Below are 20,572 nucleotides of genomic sequence, written 5' to 3'. Positions count from 1 at the left end.
CTCGTGACACGGCACAACTGTTGATGCATCGGCACTTGCCGAGTGCATCGCGGTCAATAGTTCAGCGAGGTCTGAGCGAAGATGCCTTCGGCCCGCTTGTCGCCGGCGAGACGGAAGCGGTATTGCAGCGTCAGCTCGAGATACGAAGGCGGCGCCTGATATTTGGTCTCATTGAACCAGTATCGAAGCGAGCCGCCAGCCCCGATCGAGTAGGCCTCGGGCTTGGCATATGAGTCGTCATAGCTTGCTGCGATGACGGCATGCGGGAAGAACACCAGATTGCTGCTGATCGGATCGAGGCGGAAGCTGTGGCCGAAGCGGCCTTCCATCAGGCCGATGAGCTGGGCCTTCTCGAGAAAGCGATCGACTTCAGCGTAGACGTACCAGGTCGGCCAGTGCGTATCGATCGCGCGCAGATCGGTGCCCACCGAGTAGGAATAGGCCGCTCGCAGCAAGGTATCGTCGCGCGCCGCGCCACCGAGCTGGAACAGCTTGTCGATCTCGAGAACGAGATTTTGGTCGGTGAGCGGCTTCCAGCGCGCACCGACCATGCCCTGCAAGGTCTGCGATCCCGTCGGTCCGCCGGATTGATCGTAGAGCGTATCGAACAGCCGCATGAACACTTCGAACAGCGCGCCGTTACGATTGCCGATCTCAGCCGGCCGATAATAGAATTCCGAGCCCAGCTGGCCGGTATAGGAGCTGCTCGGAACCGTGGAAATCAGGAACGGGTTCGGCGCCGATCCGACCTTGCCGTAGGATATCGATGCATTGACGCCCCATTCGCGCGACAGGTCGGCGACCGTCCGGCGGGTCTCGAACAGCTTTTGATCGTCGATCGCGAGGCGGCCGTCGGCCTTGGCGTCGATGCCTTCCTTCAAATAGGCGATGGCTTTCGGATTCTGGAACTGGCGCATCGCAGTGTAGCCGGCATCGATGGTCGCGCGCGGCGGCAGTTGCCCCGTCGCATGGGCGCGATCGAACAGGGCAAGGGCGACCTGATCATTGCCGACGGCAACCGCGAGATAGGCCAGATCGGCGTCCCGGACCGTGCGCAGGCGGCCCTGCGCGATCGCCTGGTCAAACATCGCGCGGGCTTCCGCCTTGCGCTGGAGCTCGAGCAGGGTGTTGATCTGCGCCCGCAGCGCCTCGTCGCGCTTGGCCGGGTTGGGGGCCATCTGCTCGGCGGCCTTGAACTGGGCGATGGATTCTTCCTTCCGCCCCAGTGCCTGCAACGCATAGGCCCGGCGGATCGCACGATCGTAGCTCTGCGGCAGGCCTTGCAGCGCGCGCAGCGCACGGCTGGGGTCCTTTGCCGCCAGCGCGGCGTCGGCAAGCGAGAGACGGACCGTGCGGGCCTGCTCCGGGGACAGGCCGCGATGCAGCGCGGTCTCCCAGTCGGCCATCGCGCCGCGCGCATTGTGTTGCAGGTTGCGGGCGTTGCCGCGCTGCGCGAAGATCTCGGCATTCCCCAGACCTTGCGCGATTGCCTTGCTGGCCTCTGCTTCCGCCTCCACGGGCCGGCCGGCGCTCAGCAGCACGTTGATGAGCAAGAGGCGGTTCGCCACCAGGTTCGGGCTGTCGTCCACCGCCTTGCGGGCTTCCTCGACGGCGAGCGAATAATTCTTGGCCCGGCTGGCTTCATAGGCCTTGCCGGCGGCTTCGAAGCCCTCGGCGGCCTTGTCGATCGGGATTGCGATGTTCTGGACCAAGGGGGCTTCGAGGCTGCAAACCGAGCCATAGGGCGTGTCGCGGCAGCTTTGCACCGGCATCGGCATCGCCTTGCCGTCGCCCTTCAAGGTCGCCTTCTTGTCGGCCACGGCGTCCGCGTCGGCCGCGCGGTTGACGACGGCCGGATCGGTCTTCGAATAATCCGACAGCAGGTCTTTCGCCGCGCGAGAGTCGCCAGACGCCAGCGCCGCGTCGGCAGCGATCAGGCGGACATTCTTCCGTTCGACATCGGTGAGGCCGGGGACGGCAAGGGCGGCGTTGAAATCGGCGATCGCCTGGGCCCGGTTGCCGAGCTTCTGGTTCAGATAGCCGCGCCAGACCAGCGGCACGTAGTTGCCCGGGTCGAGCTTGTTGGCGTCGGTCGCGGTCGCGATCGCGTCTTGCAGGTTGTTGTCGGCGATTTGGGCGCTCAGCAGCAGCAGCCGATACGACATCTGGTCGGGGGCGTACTCGACCGCCTTGCGGGCCGAGCGGACTGCGGCCTTGGCATCACCGCGCTCCAGCGCCTTGTAGCCTTCGCCGGCCGGTGCCTGGGCCAGGCGCTGGCGGATGTTGGCCTGGCGCGCCTCCAATTCCTGGTTGCCGGCGAAGTCCGTCATGGCCTTGGTGGTGGCCTGGTCGGCCTTGGCCAGGTCGCCGGCGGCAACCAGGGCGTCGATCAGCAGCAGTCTCAGTCGCAGCACATCGGGCCGCAGGCCGACGGCCACCGCCGCATGCTCGGCGGAGCCGCGATAGTCACCCTGACTGAAGGAGCCGTAGGCCGCGGCGGCGGCGTTGTAGGCTTCGCCCTCCAGCGGAGGACCGTTGTCCGGAGCCTGCGCATGTCCCGCCGGGCAAAGCACAGCCGCGAGCAAGAGCGCTCCAAGGGTCGCCCTTGCGCCGGTCCATACCGATTTCTTTGCCCCCCAGATGCCCATGCAACAGCGATATGCGGAACCCGTTAAATAGCTCTCAAATCTATCCGAGCCGGCCATTCAGGGAAACCGCAATTGCCGCAGTCGGCCGTTTGGTCGCGGCCGATGTCGTTTCATTTCCTCACTTTTTTGCCGGTTGTGATGTTTTTGCTGCGCATTTTGAGAGGCGCCGGCGCAGTGCTGAATATTAACCAAATCGGTCAGTTGCGCAGGGCTTCGGAGAGGCGGGAGCGCCAATCCGCGGGGCTCATGACGCTGGCTGCGGCCCACTCGCCGGCCGTATCCGGACCGTTCTGAAGCTGCGCCTCGTTGAACTGCCAGACCAGATATCTGATCGTATTGCCTTGGAAGTCCGGAGATTTCAGAAACTGAAGCAGCGTCATCCAGGGACCCACGTCGCCCGGATTCCATTTCAGCGCCACCGGACGATCGATCGTATTGGAGAGCCGCTGCGGGAAACCAAAATAGGGCTGCACGAAGCTGTTCCCCACCACCGCGACCGGCGCTGGCGCAGCATCGAGCAAGTCGCCGCCCGCCTTTCCGGGCGTGCGGATGACGTATGATTCGGGGCCGATGCGACGCTTCTGCTCGGGGGTGAGGAAATTCGCCGCGAGGTCCCCGAGATGCCGATCGGTGATCCACTCGCCGAGTTGCATGCCCGAGCCAGGCTTTCCGGGCAGCGGACCGGCGGCCTTGATGAATTCCGCGACCTGGTCCGCGGCGGCCTCCGCCGCAAACGTCGTCCAGTGGAAGTCGGCGCGGTAGAACACCTCCTTCTTGGCCGCGACCACGCTCTTCAACGCGTCCCTGAGGTCGATCGCCGTGACCCCGGCGGTCTTCAGTTCGACCAGTTGGGAATCATATCGCTTGCGGATGTCGTCCGATATCCGCGCCCCGTCGGGCAGCAGGCTCTCGTAATAGCGCGGCTTCAGCGGAACGATCGCGACGATCAGCTTGGTGCCCTTTTGTGCGAGCAGGCGGCTCGCCTCGGCGATCAGTTCGATGTCCGCTTTTTCGGATGCGGGCTTGGTCTCGGTCAGGCTTTCCCAACCGGCGAACAGCCAGTTTTGCTTGCCTTCCAGGACCGCATCCCTGGCGGAGGCGCCAACGGTCGCCATGATCATCAGCGCCGCGATTGCGGCAACGCACGTTGCAAGGGGATATCGCACTTAGGTCGCGTCCGCTTCGAGCATTCGACGCTCGGCATCTGTGAGGGGGGTGACAAGCGATCGCATCGGCAACTCCCATATCACAACCCTGGTGGACGCCAATATCGCTGGCTTCTGTTGCAGCACATCGAGCAATGCGCCGGCAAATCCGCCACCGGCCTGACTGACCTGGCCGACCTCCCGCCCCAGCGCCGTCTGCAAATATTCGATGAAGCTGGAGTTGAGCGAAAAGGAGGAGCCGGCGAGAAGCACCGACGGGGCGCCTGCCTCGTCGAGCAAGCCGCCGGCACGGCGGATATCGAGCTTGATCTCGGGCGCATATTCCACGACCGGGCCAAGCCAGCGCGGCGCATCCAGAAGGCCCGCTAGCCGGGCAAGGTCGCCGGGGCGCTGGTGTGGCTGGCCGGTGACAAGCTTGATGGGCTCCGAGCCTCGTCCAAGCTTGCCGTTGACGACGTCCGCGACCGCGTTCGCGGCGAACGCGGCGCCGGAATTGTCCCAATGCGTGTCCGTCCGCCAATAGCCTGGCTTGGGCCAGTCCTGGTGCAGGTCAGGTTGCAGGAGATCGAGTGTCGCAGCCGCCTCCGACCAGCGTGTTGCGCGCCTGCGCGATGCGGTCGCCGTCAGGCCACACAGCTGGCCTTCCAGCTGCTCGGCCTTGTCCGGAACGGGGACGACGACCAGCAGGATGCCGCGGCTGGTGATCGCGTGGACCAGTTTCGGCAACAGCCGGAGGCGGGCATCGATGTTGGCGGCATCGTGCCGATCGACGCGCAATTCCTCGGCCGAGAACAGCCAGTCGCCGCAGCCTGCCCAGACCTGCGATCCCGCATCGTGCAGACCGCGGTAGAGAAGTCCGGCGGCGAGAGCGTCCAGCGGGGCGCTTCTGGGGATCGCGTCGAACACGGCGCGGTCGATCTTTCCGGCAAGCCGGCCCGACAGATAATCGTCGAGCCCTGCCGACTTCAGGATCGTGAGGAGATGGTCGCCGCCCCTGACGACGACCGAGCCGAAGCCGGCGAAGATGGTTGCCAGCACGACCAGTATTTTTGCGAGATCGGCCATCATCGGTCAGAACTGGAAATAGAGGAATGGAATGACGGTGCGGCCCTGCATGACCCAGAGCGACCAGAACCACAGGCAGGCCGCGAGCAGGAACGGCGGTTTTTCGATCAGCGTCGCTCGTGACGGCAGCAGTCTGCTCAGCAACGGCAGGTAGACGAGCGCGATGCCGGCGAACAGTGTGACGATCTCGATCGGCCTGATCGCGGCCAGAAAGCCGTTCGACAGGGTTGCACCATTGCGCCCGATCAGGCCGTCGAACATCGTGGCGGCAGTCTGCCAGTCCTGGGCGCGAAACAACAGCCAGCCAAGCATCACGAACATCAAGGTGACGGCGTGCCCGAGCAGTGGAGGGATACGCGGCATCTGTGCCGCGGCCCAGATCCGCGCGACCACGAGTCCCATGCCGTGCCACAGGCCCCAGATCATGAAGGTCCAGCTTGCGCCGTGCCAAAGGCCGCCGAGCGCCATGGTCACGATCAAATTGAGGTAGGAGCGGAACCGGCCGACGCGGTTTCCGCCAAGAGGGATGTACAGATAGTCCCGCAACCAGCTCGACAGGCTGATGTGCCAGCGGCGCCAGAATTCGGTGAGCGAACAGCTCAGATAGGGATTGTCGAAATTCTCCGGGAATTTGAGGCCGACCATCAAGCCCAGTCCGATCGCCATGCTGCTGTAGCCGGAGAAGTCGAAGTAGAGATGCAGCGTGTAGGCTGCGACCGTGACGATGGTGTCGAAGGTCGAGGGCGATGGCAGTGCGTAGCCGGCCTCCACCAGCGGCGCCAGCGTATCGGCGATCAGCACCTTCTGCGCGAAGCCGAGCATGAAGCGCCGCAGGCCTTCGGCGAATTCCGAGACGTCGAAGATGCGTGCCTTCAGTCGCTCGGCGACCGATCGGTACCGGACGATGGGGCCGGCCACGAGATGGCCGAACATCCCCTGATAGGTCGCGTAGTTGATCAAATTGGGCTCGGCGGCAACCGTTTTCCTGAACACGTCGACGGAGTACGAGATCGCACCGAACACGAAAAATGACAGACCGATCGGCAGCGGGATCGGCGACCAGTTCGTGATCGGAGCGCCGAGCTCGATCGCGCTCTCCGCGAACAGATTGACGTACTTGAAATAGATCAGGCCGAACAGCGGCGGCGCAATCGCGACCAACAGCGCCAGGCGCCGCTGCGGCCCGAAGGCCCGCGCGATCCACAAGCCGGTGAGCCACGACCAGGACGCGATGATGATCAGCAGGGGCAGGAAATCCAGCCGCCACCAGCCGTAGAACACCAGGCTGAAGAACAGGATCGTGAAATTGCGCAGGAACGGCGGCGCGATCGCGTAGCAGATCAGGAACAGTGGCAGGAAGACGAAAACGAAGGAGTCGCTGACGAAGACCATGTTCGCTGCGACCTATTGGTCTCGATACGGCTCGGTCTCGTCGAATTGTCCGACCAATGCGGGCTTGCCGGCAATTTCCACGAGGAACAGGCTGAAATGGTCGCCCGAGCGCAGTTGAGGAAGCGTCAAGGCGGCACTGGCGCCGTTGCAGGTCGCCTCGAGCTTGGCCTGGACCGGGTTGATGGTGCGCGAATTGAAATGCCCGAACGCTGTGGCCTCGAAAACGACAGGCCCATCGGCGATGCGCAGCGAAGCGTCGCACGTGCCGGAAAGGTTGAAGAAGCGTAGCTGTGCCTTCAGGTCGTTGGCGCTGCCCTGTCCTTCGTCGATCGCAGTGCTGCTCCAGGTCTTGCCGTCACGCGCGATGGCAATGGTGTAGAACTGGTCGGCCTGCGGCTTGGCCGCAACTTCGGTGGCCACGCCGTCGACCGTCAGCCTGATCGGCTCGTTGGCGCGGACCACACGATAACGGCTTGCGACGGCGTTCTTGTCGATCGGCAGATCGCTCCCATTGAGCTTGGCGGGCGCTGTCGGCTCGGCGTTGACGATACGCAGGAAGGCAGAGCCCGGGGGCGGTCGTGTGGCGTAGAGCCGCCCGATCTCCTGCGCGGCAGCCGCACTCGCCGTCAGTGCAATGGCAACGCACGCGCCCTGCGTCCAATGCAGGACGCGCGAGCGGGCCCGTGACGCGGCTTCCGTTCTCGAATTTCCGGCCTTGCAGGACAACAATGTCTCCACTTGCGGCGATAGCTGGCGCCCGAAGCGGCTGGCGCAAGCGTGTCATAGCATCCCGCGACCGATTGAAAAGCGTGCGGCCCGATCGGATCGCTGCGTGGTAAATGTCGCTGCCTCGGCCGGGCAGACGTCGCCCTTGTCAGGTGCGGCTGGTGACGCCACGCCGACCCTCCGGGGGGCTCGCAATGGTCCCGAGGCTTGCTGCGGGCCAGGGTTCATCCGACATGGCACTAGCCAATCCCCAAACGGGTGAATAACATTAACCCCAATTGACGAAGCAACTGCGATTCTGAAGTTAATCCTCATACGGGAAGACCGTCCAGCCGGTTGGGCCAAGGGTTGGTCGCCTGTCGTGTCTGGCTGGAGAAACTGACATGCGAACGGTATTTGCGATTGCGATCGCTTCGGCCCTCCTGATCACGTCGCGCGCGGAGGCTCTGCCGGCGTCGAGCCAGTTGGGGCTGGCTCCGGCTGCATCAATGGTGACGGAAGCCAAGGTCGTGTGCAGGGAGAGCGGCCATTGCTATCGTCCCGCGGTGCGGCGGCCCGTTGCGAAATGGGTCTACGGCGATAACAATTTCTCCGGGCCGTATACCGGGCCCGGCAATTACGGCAGCCCGGCCTACCGCTACCGGTGGTGGCCGTTCTTCTGGTGACGATGGGTCTGGACCGCGTTGCGGTTCACTTGGACGTCATGATGGTTCCGGGCCGCGGCGTTGTCGCGCGGGATTCAATCACATATCGTTTGATGACGGGCTGCCGGGCGCGTGCGCGGCGTTTCCCGCTTGAGGGTGCTATGCGAATTGTTGGAGCGCTTTGCCTGGCGTTGCTGATGCTCACCGGCGCCGGGACGGCTGCCCACAGCGCAAACGGCATCCGGCTCGAGAACGGGAAGCTGGTTATCGCGCAGTCGTATTGCGCGATGTGCGCGACCGACCGCACGACATGCGTGACCAAATGCAATGGATCCGGTGCCTGCATTCAAAATTGCGACAACGACTACCAGCTTTGCGTCGAGCGCGCCTGCCGCGGTCGGCGGTAGATCGGTTTCAGTTTCACGGATTCTGCCGAATAAAAAAGACCGCCCAGCGGGCGGTCTTCTGATTGGCGATCTGGTCGTCGCTCAGGCGGTTCGGTAAATGGCGACGGCCAAGCCGAACATCGCGAAAGCCAGCGTCACGCCGAGGTTGGCCGACGCCGGCAGGCAGTCGATGCAGGTGCCGACGATCGCCACGATCAAGCGACCTTGAGCGGGGCGTCGTTGCGGCGCCGATAGGCGAGGAACCCGACCGTCGCGAAACCTGCGATGAGCATGGCCCACGTCGAAGCTTCGGGCACCGCCGCGACCTGCCCCTCGACGAACAGCCGCACGCCGTTGTCGGAGAAATGGCTCCAGCCGTCCGAGAAGAAGGATCGGAACAGGGTGGATGACCCGACCGGATCGTTCTGTCCGCCCAATCCGGCATAGCCGGTGGCTCCGAACAGGCCCGAACCGAACACCACGCCATAGGTGCCGGGTCCGAGGGTGAGGGACAGCGGCTGCGACAGATCGATTGCGGTGGCCTGCGGCACCGCGAACACGACATGCGCGAGGCTGTTGCTGGCGAGATCGGACTTCGCGAAGCTCGGGAGCAGGGTCTGCGGGTTCAGCGAAACGATCGCGCCGAAGATGCTGCCGGACGGATAGCCACCGAACTGCGCGCCGATCGCCGTGATCGATGTCGCCTTGCTCAGGGTAAAGGCCGCGCCGATCAGGTCGTCGCCGTGCAGGATGTATTCACCGGTATCGACGCCCGAATAGCTCGCACTCTGGTAGAGCACGTCGGCCTTCGAGGGGGACGACGACATCGTCGCGGCGCAAATCAAGGCAAACGCCGCGGCGCGCCAACCCGTTGTCTTCTGGAACATATTTAACTCCGTCAATTGAACAGAAACTGTTCATTAACCAGTCAACGCGACGTTTCCATGAAGCAACAATTAAATCGGACGAAACATGCGGATTGAAATTCCGCGACCGGGAGCGCTGGATGTTGCCGCCTGAGAGGGCGCCGGGGGCGCGCTCTGCGGACCTTGCGTGCCCGATCCGGTGTTGACGTACCGCTATCCCAGCCCGATGCGCGACTGGTGATATCCCCGATCCAGGATCGCCTGCCACCAGACGCGGTTCTCGAGGTACCAGCGGACGGTCTTGGCCAATCCGCTGTCGAAGTCTTCCTTGGCCTTCCAGCCAAGTTCACGCTCGAGCTTCGACGCATCGATCGCATAGCGTCGATCATGGCCGGGCCGGTCAGTCACGAATGAGATCAGGTTCCGCCTGGAAGCCGGACCGGGCGCAAGCTGGTCAAGCAGCTCGCAAATCGTATCGACCACGTCGAGGTTGGTTCGCTCGTTGCGGCCCCCGATATTGTAGGTCTCGCCGATCCGGCCGTGCTCGAGCACGAGCGTGAGCGCCCTGGCGTGATCCTCGACATACAACCAGTCCCGAATGTTGCGGCCGTCGCCATAGACCGGGAGGGGTTCGCCGGCGAGCCCCTTGATGATCATGTGCGGGATCAGCTTTTCGGGAAAGTGATAGGGGCCGTAATTGTTGGAGCAGTTCGTGACGATGGTGGGCAGATCGTAGGTTTCCCGCCAGGCACGGACCAGATGATCCGACGACGCCTTGCTGGCCGAGTAGGGCGAGTTCGGCGCATAGGCGCTGGTCTCGGAAAACAGGCCGGACTCACCGAGCGATCCGAACACCTCGTCGGTCGACACGTGGAGAAAGCGAAATCGTGCCTTCGCCTCCGGTGAGAGGCCGCGCCAGTGACGCAGGGCTTCCTGGAGCAGGGTGAAGGTGCCGACGATGTTGGTCTGGATGAAATCGCCAGGCCCGTCGATCGACCGGTCGACATGGCTCTCGGCGGCCAGATTGATCACCGCGCTCGGCTGGTAGGTCTCGAAGATGCGGCGCAGCGCCTCCGCCTGGCAGATGCAGTGCTGCTCGAACGCATAGCGCGGATTGCCGGAGGCGCCGGGCAGGGAGTCGAGATTGGCGGCGTAAGTCAGCTTGTCGACGTTCACGACCCGTGCGCCGGTGTCTGCGAGGAGGTGACGCACGACGGCCGAGCCAATGAAGCCCGCGCCTCCGGTTACGAGAATGGTGAGATTGTCGAAGCGCACGGTTAGCCGGCTAGTTGGTGAAGGAACGGGCGACGGATTTCAGATACTCTCCGTAGCTGCTTTTGGCGGTCTTCTCCGCGGCGCGATTGAACTCCTCCAGCGTGATGAACCCGCGCCGCAGCGCAATCTCCTCGGGGCAGGCGATGCGCAAGCCCTGGCGCTGCTCGAGAATCTGCACGAAGTGGCTGGCCTCGACCAATGACGAGTGGGTGCCGGTGTCGAGCCATGCGAAACCGCGGCCGAGCACCTCGACAAACAGATCTCCGCGATCGAGGTAGGCCCGGTTGACATCGGTGATCTCGAGCTCACCCCGTGGGGACGGCTTCAACTGAGCTGCGATGTCGAGCACGTCATTGTCGTAGAAATAGAGTCCGGTCACGGCGACATTCGACTTCGGGACCCGCGGCTTTTCCTCGATCGAGCGCGCCTTGCCCTGCGCGTCAAACTCGATCACGCCGTACTGTTCAGGCGTGTTGACGACATAGCCGAACACCGTGGCGCCGCTCGGTCGCGCCGTTGCCCGCGCCAGCATCTCGGGCAGGCCATGGCCATAGAAGATGTTGTCGCCGAGGACGAGCGCGACGCTGTCGTTGCCGACGAAGCTGCGGCCAACGATGAACGCGTCGGCCAGCCCGCGCGGGGTCTCCTGCGTGGCGTAGGAGAAGTTGAGGCCAATCTCCGAGCCGTCACCGAGCAGGCGCTGGAACAGCGGCTTATCCTGCGGCGTCGAGATGATCAGAATATCCCGGATTCCTCCCAACATGAGTGTCGAGAGCGGATAGTAAATCATTGGCTTGTCAAAAACCGGTAGCAACTGCTTCGAAACGACGGTCGTGACTGGATAAAGACGCGTTCCAGTTCCCCCGGCGAGTATGATGCCCTTCATTATGCCTCGCAAACTTCGCCGTTAATGACAGTAGCATGTATAATATCGCGGACAAATGGTTTTGCCGGCGTTGGTTTATTCGCCGCGGAAGTGAAGTTGCCCGCGGCTGCTTCCCGCGAATCGTAGCGATCGGCAGCAAATCGTTCGACGATCAGCGCGGTTGCTCGCTGGAAGCCGAGCAACGGGCGCGCTGCTCCGCCGGGCGCATTAACCATCCCCGCGTGCAGGATGTCCTGCTCGCTGCGCGGTACGAGAAGCCGGATCGGTTCACCGGAATTGCAGGTCGCAGCATCAAGCAAAAGGCCTCGACGCTGTCACGCATCGAGGCCTGGAGCGAGATGCCGCCAAGGCGGCGATCGATGTCGTCGTGAGCTTACACCGCTGCGTTGGCAGAGCGGCGGCGATATCCGAGGACGGAGAGCCCAACGAAGCCGAGCAGCATCATCGCCCAGGTCGACGGCTCGGGAACGGCGGCGGTCAACGCAAAGGTCCCGACGCCGAAGCCGCCGGGAGCGATTTCACCGTAGTTGTTGCCGGGGGTCACGTCGGTCGAGTTCGGCGCGTAGAAGCTGAAGATCTGGTAGGTGCCGTCGGAGGTCTGGAATTTGAATCCGGTGGTGTCGATGTTCGCGGCGCTCACATAGCTGTTCGCGCCGGAGCCAAACGACGACCCGATCGGGAAGATCAGATTGTCGGCGCCGGGCAGCAGGGCGGTGATGGACTTGCCATTCACCTCGCCGAGGAAGCTCGTCAGCATGTCGCCATTGGTGCCGGTGGTCACCGTCAGGGTGCCGGAGCCGGTGCCGTAGAAGCCGCCGAGGCTGGAGGCGGGTCCGGTCAGCGACCAGTCGTAGGTCAGGGTGGCGGCTTGCGCGGCCGAGAATGCCGACGCGATCAAGCTCGCCGCGAAGGCAGATGCCAGGAGGAGTTTGCTACGCATTTTTGCGGGTCCATTTTACCTAATTGCACCGGAACTAAACTAGGTGCGTTGTTGCTTCGGCTCTGTGACAGTCTCTCGAAGAATCCCGGCGTTCACGGAATGGTTAGCCGGGATGATTAGCCGGCGCTTGAACCGGCAGGATGGCAGGGCCACGCGAGACCCTGCGCCAGTGCTGCCGGAGCGTGCGTTACGTGCGTGCCCCGGCAGACGTGGTTTCGGGAATTATCCGACCAGGCCCGCGCAAGGAGAGGCCGCGTTGAGCGTCCCCTTGTTGCGACGGCGATAGCCCAGGAAGCCGATCGCGGCGAAGCCGGCAATCAGCATGGTCCAGGTCGAAGGCTCCGGAACCGCAGGTGCAAAGGACACGCCACGGATCGCTTCGCCAGGACCGGCGGCATAGAGCGTGTTGAACTGCTCATTGCCGGCCTGACCGATCGAGGTGAAGCTCAACGTATCGGTGATCTCGTAGAGATAGCTCGGCGACAATTCGTTGAGGCCGTAGCTGGTCGCGAACAGCTCGACCTGCCCATTCACGACCTGGCCCGTCAATCCGAGCAGACCGGTCACGCCCGGCGCAGTCGGATTGTTCGCGTTGGCGTTGGCGTTGTTGACCAGGCTCAGGCCCTTCACCAGATCGTAGTCCAGCACCCAATTGCCGTTCACGAGGCTCCACTTCTGAAGGCCGCCTTCGCCGAGCGCCGCCTTGTTGGCGTTGCCGTTCTTGGGCTGCCCGCTGTCGGCGACGTAGAGCGTCGTCGAGTTGGCAAAAAAGTACTGCTCCGGGCTCAGATAGACGAATGAGCCGATCCGGGAGTTGTTGACGCCGTTGGCGAGGCCCGCGGTGAGGTTGATCGAGCCGTTGTTGCCGCCGCTGGAGAGCGGGCTCGCCGGCGGCGTGATGTGCGTCGTGACCAGGCCGCTCGAACTCGTGGGCAAGCCGCCGGAGCCATTGGTCAGGCGGCTGACATTGGTCGAATTCTGCACGCCGCCGTTCGGCGGGTTGTAGTCGCGCGAAACGTAGAGCTGGTTGCCGCTGCCGGTATTGGCGATCGATACAACGCGGGCGTCGGTCGAATTGTCGATCACGGTCGCGGTGGTGGCGCCCTTGGTTGCCAGGAACACGCCCTGTGTCGGATCGCCCTTCGATGCGCCTTGACCGGCGATGTAGAACGAACTGCCGTCGACCGTGGTGACGCTGCGCGGGTTGTTCTGGTTGAAGACGCCAGTCAGCGCCGTCGTGGTATCGACGCTGCCATTGGCGCCGATCAGTGCGATCACGCGCGGAACGGTGGTGACCGGAGTGCCGGTCTGCTGGGCTGCAGTCAGGCTGGTCGTTTGGCCGAGGGCCGCGTTGCCGTAGGTCGTCAACGGCGCCGCATTGAACGCGGCCGCGTTGACGCCATAGCCTGCGATCGTCAGATATTGTCCGTTGGCGGAACGTTGCAGGAAGCCTTCCGAAGACGACCCATATTCACCGGATATCGCCCAATTGGCGCCCACGGTGGTCTGCGGCAGGACGAGGCTGCCAGCGGCTGTGGCCGTCGTCCCATTATTGCTCAGCGAAAGCTGTTTAAGGGTAATCGGCGACGCATTGTTCAGCGTTGTCCCAGAGACGGTGCTGATGACGAGGTCGCCCGGCAAGAATTCGAAAGCGTAAGACGGCGAATTTCCGAAGACGAGCGCCGAAGCGCAGAGCACCGAAGTGCTCAGTAATATTCTCGATTTGTTGTGCATTCCACCGCCCCGCATTTCCTTAAATTTCGATTAATCGGAGGGCGTGACATGACTGTGACAACTTGCCGCATAAAGGCATCTAATTAATAATATGCGTCCAGCATTCGCGGCGAATTAAATCGCAGTCGCGGATCAGGGCGTTCTCAGAAGCCATGAGAGAAAGTGCCCGGAGAACGAATGGTAGCTGGGTAAGTAAGCAGAGTTCTCAGCGGTGATCGAGCAGATCGGATCTCCAGCTTCACGCCCGCTTGCGGGGTTTCCTGCATTTCCGGTACCCCCGGATCTGAGACATCAAGGAACAGGTCATTATACTGGCGGCGATGTGGTTCGAGATCGAGCTTTGGAAGGACGCCTGCTGAATGAGCGAAACCATTGGCCATCCCGATCCCGGTCTCGACCTGTCGGATGGTTTCAAGCCGCACACCTCGCATTGGGGCGTGTTTTCGGCGCGTCTCGGCAAGGACGGTCTCGAAGTCCGGCCCTATGCCGGCGATCCCGATCCAAACGGCATCGTCAACAATTTCCCCGGCGCACTGCGTCATCAGGCGCGTATTGCCCAGCCGGCGATCCGCCGCGGCTGGCTCGAGCGCGGTCCGGGGCCCGATGATCGCCGCGGCCGCGATGAATTCGTCCCGGTCAGCTGGGAGAAGGCGCTCGATCTCCTGGGCGGTGAGCTTTCACGGGTTCGCGACACGGTCGGGCCGGGCGCGGTGTTCGGCGGCTCCTATGGCTGGTCGAGCGCCGGCCGCTTCCATCACGCGCAGAGCCAGGTGCATCGCTTCCTCAACGTCGCACTCGGCGGCTATGTCCGTTCGGTGAACACCTATTCGTCTGGCGCGTCCTCGGTGCTGCTGCCGCAGATCCTCGCCGGTTACGAGGACATCACCAAGCGCAACGTCACCTGGGAGCAGATCGCTGGTGAAACCGACATCGTGCTGGCGTTCGGCGGCATGGCGCTGAAGAACTCGATGGTCGCCGGCGGCTCGATCAGCAAGCACATTGAACGGGGCGCAATGGAAGCGGCGCAACGGCGCGGCTGCCAGTTCATCCTGGTCAGCCCGCTGCGCGACGATCTGCCGGTCGAGGCCGGCGCCGAATGGATCACGGCAATGCCCGGCACCGACACCGCGCTGATGCTCGGTATCGTCCACACCCTGGTCGGCGAAGGCCTGCATGATCAGGCGTTCCTCGATCGCTATACCGAGGGCTGGCCGGTGTTCCGGCGCTATCTGACCGGCGAGAGCGATGGGCAGCCGAAGAGCGCGGAATGGGCCGCAGCGATCTGCGGCATCGACGCCGGCGCGATCAAGGTGCTCGCCCGCCGGCTCGCCGGGCGGCGCGCGCTGATCACCGTCTCGCATTCGTTGCAGCGCGCCGAGCATGGCGAGCAGCCGGTCTGGATGGGCATGGTGCTGGCGGCGGCGCTCGGCCAGATCGGCCTGCCCGGCGGAGGTTACGCCTATTCGCTCGGCGCGATCGGCTATTACGGCCGCCGCGTCAATGCCGTGCCGGGGCCGACGCTTGGGCAAGGCCGCAACGGCGTCGCCGACTTCATTCCGGTGGCGCGCATCGCCGACATGCTGCTCAATCCCGGCACCAGCTATCGCTACAATGGCGAGACACGGACTTATCCGGATATCCGCCTGGTCTATTGGGCGGGCGGCAATCCGTTTCACCATCACCAGGATCTCAACCGGCTGCGCAAGGCGTTTGCGCGGCTCGACACGCTGGTGGTGCATGAGCTCGCCTGGACCGCCACGGCGCGGCACGCCGACATCGTGCTGCCTGCGACGATGACGCTGGAGCGCGAGGACATCGGCTATTCCACCAACGATCCGCTGATGGTCGCGATGCACCGGATCGCCGAGCCGTTCGGGCTTGCGCGCGACGACTACGACATCTTCGCCGACCTCGCCGAGCGGCTCGGGGCCCGCGAGCCCTTCACCGAGGGGCGCACGTCGCGCGAGTGGCTCGAACGTCTCTACGAGCCGACCCGCAAGGCGCTGGCCGCGCGCGGAGCCGAGTCGCCGAGCTTCGAGGAGTTCTGGGAGCGCGGCAGCCTGGTCGTGCCGCAACATCTCGACGACGGCGGCTCGCTGCGCCGCTTCCGCGAGGACCCCGTGGCGCGTCCGCTGCCGACGCCGAGCGGCCGTATCGAGATCTTCTCGCAGAAGATATCGGATCATGGCGATGCCGATTGTCCGGGCCATCCGGTGTGGCTCGAGAAGACCGACACGCCGACGCCGGGCTCGCCGTGTTTCCTGGTGGCGAACCAGCCGGTGACGCGCCTGCACAGCCAGCTCGATTTCGGCGGCCATTCGCTGGAGGCCAAGCACCGCGGCCGCGAGGTCGCGCGCATGAACCCGCGCGATGCCGCGGCGCGCGGCATTGCGGACGGCGACATCATCCGGCTGTTCAATGCGCGTGGGGCTTGCCTCGCCGCCGTGCACGTCACCGACGGCATCGCGCCTGGCGTGGTCCAGTTGCCGACCGGTGCCTGGTACGACCCGATGGACCCCGAGGACGAGGCGCCGCTATGTGTCCACGGCAATCCGAACGTGCTGACGCGCGACATCGGGACGTCATCCTTCGCACAGGGCTGCACCGGTCAGCTCACGACGGTGCAGGTCGAGCGTTTCAACGGCAATCTGCCGCCGATCCGCGCCTTCGATCCCGAATAGCGGAACTACGGCTGATCACGAACAAATCATCTGACGGCGCTGGATGGCGCCCGGCCGTTGAGCTACCGCATCGTCGGATCGCCCTGAGATCGGACCCGCTGAGATGCACCTGAGAACCCTGATTCATCTTGCCGCCGCTGCGACCATCGCGCTTGGCGCGTCCAACGCTTCGGCGCAGACCGCCGCCGAACCGGCCTATGGACCGGAATTACAGGGCTTCGACTATCCCTATCCGGTGCAACATTATCGCTTCAGCTCGCAGGGGCAGGAGCTCGAGATGGCCTATCTCGACGTCAAGCCCGCGGCGGCCAATGGCCAGACCGCGGTGCTGCTGCATGGCAAGAATTTCTGTGCCGCGACCTGGGACGGCACCATCAAGGCGCTCAGCGGCGCCGGCTATCGCGTGATCGCGATGGACCAGATCGGCTTCTGCAAATCCTCGAAGCCGGAACGCTATCAGTTCACCTTCCAGCAGCTTGCCGGCAACAGCCGCGCGCTGCTCGCCTCGCTCGGGATCGAGCATTCGATCATGGTCGGCCACTCGACCGGCGGCATGCTGGCGATGCGCTACGCCCTGATGTATCCGGACGCCACCGACCGCCTGGTGCTGGTCGATCCGATCGGCCTCGAGGACTGGAAGGCCAAGGGCGTGCCGTGGCTCAGCCTCGACGGCTGGATGCAGCGCGAGACGCGCGTCACCGCGGACAGCATCCGCGCCTATGAGCGCGCCACTTATTACGCCGACACCTGGGATCCGTCCTACGAGGTGTGGGTGCAGATGCTGGCCGGGATGTATCGCGGAGAGGGCCGCGCCGCCGTGGCGTCGAGTTCGGCGCGGCTCTACGACATGATCGCGACCCAGCCGGTGTTCTACGAATTCGAGCAGATCAAGCCGCCGACGCTGCTGTTTGTCGGCGACAAGGACACCACGGCGATCGCCAAGGACACCGCGTCGCCGGAGGTCCGCAAGACGCTCGGTAATTATCCGGTGCTGGGCAAGGCGGCCGCCAAGCGGATTCCGCATGCGCAGCTGATCGAATTCCCCGACCTCGGCCATTCGCCGCAGATCCAGGCGCCGGCACGCTTCCACGAGGCGCTGCTCGATTGGTTGCAGCACCCGGAGACCGGCGCCACGCTGGTCAAATAGCCACTGGCCGCGTGGGGTGGCGATTGTCTAACCGGACTCAGCGGCTCGCTTGGTGCGCTCCCGCGCGCTGGCGTGCAGCGGCGACGATCGCCGGGCGCCGGGGCCCGGATGCACATGGACGTGCTTGGCGCTGAGCGGCTCGCCGCATTCCGAGCAGACCATGACGGGATCGAACATCTTCCCGCAGGTCTTGTGTTCGTGCAGCAGCGGCCGGCCGCGCGCGTCGACCATGTGGACGTTGCCCCAGTGCACGATCGACATGATGATCGGATAGAGGTCGAGCCCCTTCTGGGTCAGGATGTATTCGTAGCGCTTCGGCGCGTCCTGATAGCGAATCTTGCGCAGCACGCCGAATCGCACCAGCTTCTTCAGCCGGTCGGCGAGCAGATGCCGGGTGATCCCGAGCGACGCCTGGAAGTCGTCGAACCTGCGGATGCGCAGGAAACATTCGCGCAGGATCAACAGGCTCCAGCGGTCGCCGATCACCGCCACGGTGCGGGCCAGCGAGCACGGCTCCTCCTCGAGGGCATCCCATTTCATCGGTGTCTCCAGCAGTCTGCAACGGCAAAACCAACAAAATTCTAAAACAGAACTCACGTCGTTTCAATAGGATGCCTTTCATAGGGCTATATCCAAGCCATTGCATGACAAATATCATATTGACAGTTCTAAAATAGAACTTATGGTCTCGGCCACGATCAACCGGCAGTGACGGACGATTGCTGCCAATCGAAGGGAAGGCGTTCCATGGCTGCTCCGCTCAAGGTCGAATTCCACTTCGATTTCGGAAGTCCGAACGCCTATCTCGCCGAGCTCGCGCTGCCGGGCATCGAAAAGCGCACCGGCGTGAAGTTCGATTACGTCCCGGTGCTGCTCGGCGGCGTCTACAAGGCGACCGGAAACATGTCGCCCGGCGAGTCTCTGCGCGGGATCAAGAACAAGCCGGAATACAATGCGCTCGAGACCGAGCGTTTCCTGCGCCGCCACAACATCACGACCTTCAAGTCGAACCCGTTCTTCCCGGTCAACACGTTGATGTTGATGCGCGGCGTCGTCGCCGCCGATTTCGAGGGACTGTTCGAGCCCTATTTCCGCGCCGCCTATCACCACATGTGGTCCGAGCCCAAGAAAATGGATGATCCGCAGGTGTTTCGCGAAGCCTTCCTGTCTTCGGGTCTCGACACCGATCGGATCATCGCCCGCGCCCAGCAGGACGAGGTGAAGAAGAAGCTGATCGACAACACCAGCAACGCCGTGGCGCGTGGCTCGTTCGGCTCGCCGACCTTCTTTGTCGGCGACGAGATATTCTTCGGCAAGGATCGCTTGCGAGAAGTCGAGGACGAGATCGTGGCTCAGTTGGCCGCGGGGCAGCGCAAGACCGCCTGAGCGGGAGATTCCTCAAGCCAAGAAATCAGGCCCGAAGGGCTGCGACAGGGAGGTTTCAGTGCAGGCGTTGACCGAGTTTGCCGAAGGAAGCGTGGAAGGCTTGCCGAACCGCATCCATGAGGTGATCAATCATCATGTCGTGGCGACGCCAAATCATCCGGCGCTGATCGACGACAAGATGCGGCTGACTTATCGGGAGCTCGATCAGGCGGTCGATCGCGTCGCAGCCGCATTGCAGGCGCTCGGCATCCGCGCCGGCGACCGCATGATGATCGTGAGCGAGAATTCGATTCCGCTCGCCTGCCTGCTGCTGGCGGCAAGCCGGCTCGATGTCTGGTCGATCGTGGTCAATCCGCGGCTGTCGCCGCGCGAGCTCGACCAGATCAGGGATCACAGCGGCGCCCGCCGCGTGCTGCTGACCGCCGACGTGTCGCAGGAGGCGGCCGCGCATGCCGCGCGTTATGAGGCTGCCATCCAGGACGTCGGTCCGTTCCGCGGCATCGCGGTCACCGGCCTGAATCTGGCCACGGTGGCCGAGCCGGTCGAGGCCGACGGCGCAAGCCAAGTCGGGGTCCTCATTTACACGTCGGGCACCACGGGCGCGCCGAAGGGCGTGATGCTGACCCACCGCAACCTGCTGTTCAGCGCCCGCGGCACCGCGGCGTTCCGCAAGATGACGGCAGATGACGTGCAGTACTGCGTGCTGCCGATCTCGCACATCGTCGGCATCTCGTTGCTGACCATGACCTTGATGGTCGGCGCCACCGTGCGTCTGGTCGCGAAATACGATCCGGCCGCGCTGGTCAAGGCGATGGCGGAAGAGGGCATCACCATCCTGAACGGTGTGCCTGCGACCTATCAGCGCCTGCTCGAATATCGGCGCAATGCCGGCCTGGCGAAGCTCGATCGCGGCCGCTTGCGGGTGATCTCGGTGGCCGGCGCGCCGCTCGACCTCGAGCTCAAATCCCGGGTCGAGCAGGAACTGGGCCTGCCGCTGCTCAATGGTTACGGCATCACCGAATGCTCGCCGGGCATCTCCGGCGTCCGGCCCGACAACCCGCGGGCCGACCATGCGGTCGGCGCCGTGATGCCGGGCCTCGAGGCGAAGCTGGTCGGCCGTGACCTCAAGCCGGTTGCATCAGGCGAAGTCGGCGAGTTGCATGTTCGCGGCCCGAACGTGATGCGGGGCTATTACCGCGCACCCGATCTGACCGCCAAGGCGATCGACCCCGACGGCTGGTTCAACACCGGTGATCTGGCGCGCTTCGAGGATGACGTGCTCTATATCGTCGGAAGAACCAAGGAGATGATCATCCGCTCCGGGTTCAACGTCTATCCGGCCGAGATCGAGGCCGTGCTGAGCACGCATGACGCCGTTGTGCAGTGCGCCGTGGTCGGGCGGTCGGTCGAGGGCAACGAGGAAGTCGTCGCCTTCGTGCAGCTGATCAAGGGATCGACGGCGACGGCGACGGACCTGATGGCCCATGTTGCCCCGCAACTGACCTCGTACAAGCGGCCGTCGGAGATTATCCTGATGGACGCGCTGCCCGCGACATCGACGGGCAAGCTCTTGAAACACAAGCTGGCGGAATCGCTGCGCGGCCAAAGCTGACGCATCGTCCGTAGAACC

The 20,572-nt window shown here is 63.9% G+C and carries 18 protein-coding genes; 6 read left to right on the top strand and 12 right to left on the bottom strand.

Annotated features, from left to right (window positions below; genetic code table 11):
* Positions 1-53 precede the first annotated feature (53 nt).
* From CWS35_RS36010 to CWS35_RS35990, 5 genes are all read right to left on the bottom strand, one after another.
* Positions 54-2,705 (bottom strand): bacteriophage N4 adsorption protein A, encoded by a 2,652-nt coding sequence (locus CWS35_RS36010; protein WP_100955778.1) that lies wholly within the window; start codon positions 2,703-2,705, stop codon positions 54-56.
* A 140-nt stretch (positions 2,706-2,845) separates the two neighbouring features.
* Positions 2,846-3,763 (bottom strand): twin-arginine translocation pathway signal, encoded by a 918-nt coding sequence (locus CWS35_RS36005; protein ID WP_157817329.1) that lies wholly within the window; start codon positions 3,761-3,763, stop codon positions 2,846-2,848.
* A gap of 51 nt (positions 3,764-3,814) precedes the next feature.
* Positions 3,815-4,882 carry a hypothetical protein gene (locus CWS35_RS36000; RefSeq protein ID WP_100955776.1) on the bottom strand — a complete coding sequence of 356 codons (1,068 nt, stop codon included), beginning with the start codon at positions 4,880-4,882 and terminating at the stop codon, positions 3,815-3,817.
* A gap of 3 nt (positions 4,883-4,885) precedes the next feature.
* Entirely contained in the window at positions 4,886-6,271 is a 1,386-nt protein-coding gene (locus tag CWS35_RS35995) for an MBOAT family protein (protein ID WP_100955775.1), read from the bottom strand.
* Between the two features lie 12 nt (positions 6,272-6,283).
* Positions 6,284-6,997: an alginate O-acetyltransferase AlgF gene (locus tag CWS35_RS35990; RefSeq protein WP_157817328.1), complete on the bottom strand. Its 714-nt coding sequence runs from the start codon at positions 6,995-6,997 to the stop codon at positions 6,284-6,286.
* A 383-nt stretch (positions 6,998-7,380) separates the two neighbouring features.
* On the opposite strand from CWS35_RS35990, the gene CWS35_RS35985 reads away from it, so the two are divergent.
* Together CWS35_RS35985 and CWS35_RS39730 are read left to right on the top strand one after the other, a co-directional pair.
* Positions 7,381-7,662, top strand: coding sequence for a hypothetical protein (locus CWS35_RS35985; RefSeq protein ID WP_100955773.1), 282 nt, complete (start codon positions 7,381-7,383; stop codon positions 7,660-7,662).
* Positions 7,644-8,048, top strand: coding sequence for a hypothetical protein (locus CWS35_RS39730; protein ID WP_024583899.1), 405 nt, complete (start codon positions 7,644-7,646; stop codon positions 8,046-8,048). The genes CWS35_RS35985 and CWS35_RS39730 overlap by 19 nt, the downstream gene beginning before the upstream one ends.
* 194 nt (positions 8,049-8,242) lie before the next feature.
* On the opposite strand, the gene CWS35_RS35975 is transcribed toward CWS35_RS39730, so the two are convergent.
* The 6 genes from CWS35_RS35975 to CWS35_RS35950 all read right to left on the bottom strand — a co-directional run bounded on the left by CWS35_RS35975 (position 8,243) and on the right by CWS35_RS35950 (position 13,494).
* Positions 8,243-8,914, bottom strand: coding sequence for a PEP-CTERM domain protein (locus CWS35_RS35975; RefSeq protein ID WP_024583898.1), 672 nt, complete (start codon positions 8,912-8,914; stop codon positions 8,243-8,245).
* Positions 8,915-9,106: 192 nt separating this feature from the next.
* On the bottom strand, positions 9,107-10,168 hold the full coding sequence (rfbB, locus tag CWS35_RS35970; protein WP_100955772.1) for a dTDP-glucose 4,6-dehydratase: 1,062 nt from the start codon (positions 10,166-10,168) through the stop codon (positions 9,107-9,109).
* A gap of 10 nt (positions 10,169-10,178) precedes the next feature.
* Positions 10,179-11,054: a glucose-1-phosphate thymidylyltransferase RfbA gene (gene rfbA / locus CWS35_RS35965; protein ID WP_024583896.1), complete on the bottom strand. Its 876-nt coding sequence runs from the start codon at positions 11,052-11,054 to the stop codon at positions 10,179-10,181.
* On the bottom strand, positions 11,054-11,353 hold the full coding sequence (locus CWS35_RS39305; protein WP_157817327.1) for a hypothetical protein: 300 nt from the start codon (positions 11,351-11,353) through the stop codon (positions 11,054-11,056). Before CWS35_RS39305 ends, rfbA begins: the two co-directional genes overlap by 1 nt.
* 74 nt (positions 11,354-11,427) lie before the next feature.
* Entirely contained in the window at positions 11,428-11,994 is a 567-nt protein-coding gene (locus CWS35_RS35955) for a PEP-CTERM sorting domain-containing protein (RefSeq protein WP_024583894.1), read from the bottom strand.
* Positions 11,995-12,216: 222 nt separating this feature from the next.
* Positions 12,217-13,494 carry a PEP-CTERM sorting domain-containing protein gene (locus CWS35_RS35950; protein WP_157817326.1) on the bottom strand — a complete coding sequence of 426 codons (1,278 nt, stop codon included), beginning with the start codon at positions 13,492-13,494 and terminating at the stop codon, positions 12,217-12,219.
* 593 nt (positions 13,495-14,087) lie between these two features.
* On the opposite strand from CWS35_RS35950, the gene CWS35_RS35945 reads away from it, so the two are divergent.
* Positions 14,088-16,409, top strand: a complete 2,322-nt coding sequence (locus CWS35_RS35945) for a molybdopterin guanine dinucleotide-containing S/N-oxide reductase (protein ID WP_100955769.1) — start codon at positions 14,088-14,090, stop codon at positions 16,407-16,409.
* A gap of 103 nt (positions 16,410-16,512) precedes the next feature.
* On the top strand, positions 16,513-17,556 hold the full coding sequence (locus tag CWS35_RS35940) for an alpha/beta fold hydrolase (RefSeq protein ID WP_100955768.1): 1,044 nt from the start codon (positions 16,513-16,515) through the stop codon (positions 17,554-17,556).
* 27 nt (positions 17,557-17,583) lie between these two features.
* Here the strand turns inward: CWS35_RS35940 and CWS35_RS35935 are convergent, their stop codons facing one another.
* A complete protein-coding gene (locus CWS35_RS35935) occupies positions 17,584-18,096 on the bottom strand; it encodes a helix-turn-helix domain-containing protein (protein WP_100955767.1) in 513 nt (170 codons plus the stop codon).
* 207 nt (positions 18,097-18,303) lie between these two features.
* Here CWS35_RS35935 and CWS35_RS35930 point away from each other — a divergent pair, with 207 nt between their 5' ends.
* Complete coding sequence (locus tag CWS35_RS35930; protein ID WP_100955766.1) at positions 18,304-18,942, top strand: 2-hydroxychromene-2-carboxylate isomerase; 639 nt, start codon at positions 18,304-18,306, stop codon at positions 18,940-18,942.
* 58 nt (positions 18,943-19,000) lie between these two features.
* Positions 19,001-20,554: a class I adenylate-forming enzyme family protein gene (locus CWS35_RS35925; protein WP_245438791.1), complete on the top strand. Its 1,554-nt coding sequence runs from the start codon at positions 19,001-19,003 to the stop codon at positions 20,552-20,554.
* Positions 20,555-20,572: the final 18 nt, after the last annotated feature.

Origin of the sequence: Bradyrhizobium sp. SK17 (assembly GCF_002831585.1) — a bacterium.
Classification (GTDB): domain Bacteria; phylum Pseudomonadota; class Alphaproteobacteria; order Rhizobiales; family Xanthobacteraceae; genus Bradyrhizobium.
This window is presented reverse-complemented; position numbering and strand designations above follow the sequence as displayed.

What these genes read in the sequence shown, in the direction of transcription:
- CWS35_RS36010 (WP_100955778.1), bottom strand. Translation starts at nt 2,705, where the DNA reads ATGGCCGGCTCGGATAGATTTGAGAGCTATTTAACGGGTTCCGCATAT.
- CWS35_RS36005 (WP_157817329.1), bottom strand. Translation starts at nt 3,763, where the DNA reads ATGGCGACCGTTGGCGCCTCCGCCAGGGATGCGGTCCTGGAAGGCAAG.
- CWS35_RS36000 (WP_100955776.1), bottom strand. Translation starts at nt 4,882, where the DNA reads ATGATGGCCGATCTCGCAAAAATACTGGTCGTGCTGGCAACCATCTTC.
- CWS35_RS35995 (WP_100955775.1), bottom strand. Translation starts at nt 6,271, where the DNA reads ATGGTCTTCGTCAGCGACTCCTTCGTTTTCGTCTTCCTGCCACTGTTC.
- CWS35_RS35985 (WP_100955773.1), top strand. Translation starts at nt 7,381, where the DNA reads ATGCGAACGGTATTTGCGATTGCGATCGCTTCGGCCCTCCTGATCACG.
- CWS35_RS35975 (WP_024583898.1), bottom strand. Translation starts at nt 8,914, where the DNA reads ATGTTCCAGAAGACAACGGGTTGGCGCGCCGCGGCGTTTGCCTTGATT.
- rfbA (WP_024583896.1), bottom strand. Translation starts at nt 11,054, where the DNA reads ATGAAGGGCATCATACTCGCCGGGGGAACTGGAACGCGTCTTTATCCA.
- CWS35_RS35955 (WP_024583894.1), bottom strand. Translation starts at nt 11,994, where the DNA reads ATGCGTAGCAAACTCCTCCTGGCATCTGCCTTCGCGGCGAGCTTGATC.
- CWS35_RS35945 (WP_100955769.1), top strand. Translation starts at nt 14,088, where the DNA reads ATGAGCGAAACCATTGGCCATCCCGATCCCGGTCTCGACCTGTCGGAT.
- CWS35_RS35940 (WP_100955768.1), top strand. Translation starts at nt 16,513, where the DNA reads ATGCACCTGAGAACCCTGATTCATCTTGCCGCCGCTGCGACCATCGCG.
- CWS35_RS35935 (WP_100955767.1), bottom strand. Translation starts at nt 18,096, where the DNA reads ATGAAATGGGATGCCCTCGAGGAGGAGCCGTGCTCGCTGGCCCGCACC.
- CWS35_RS35930 (WP_100955766.1), top strand. Translation starts at nt 18,304, where the DNA reads ATGGCTGCTCCGCTCAAGGTCGAATTCCACTTCGATTTCGGAAGTCCG.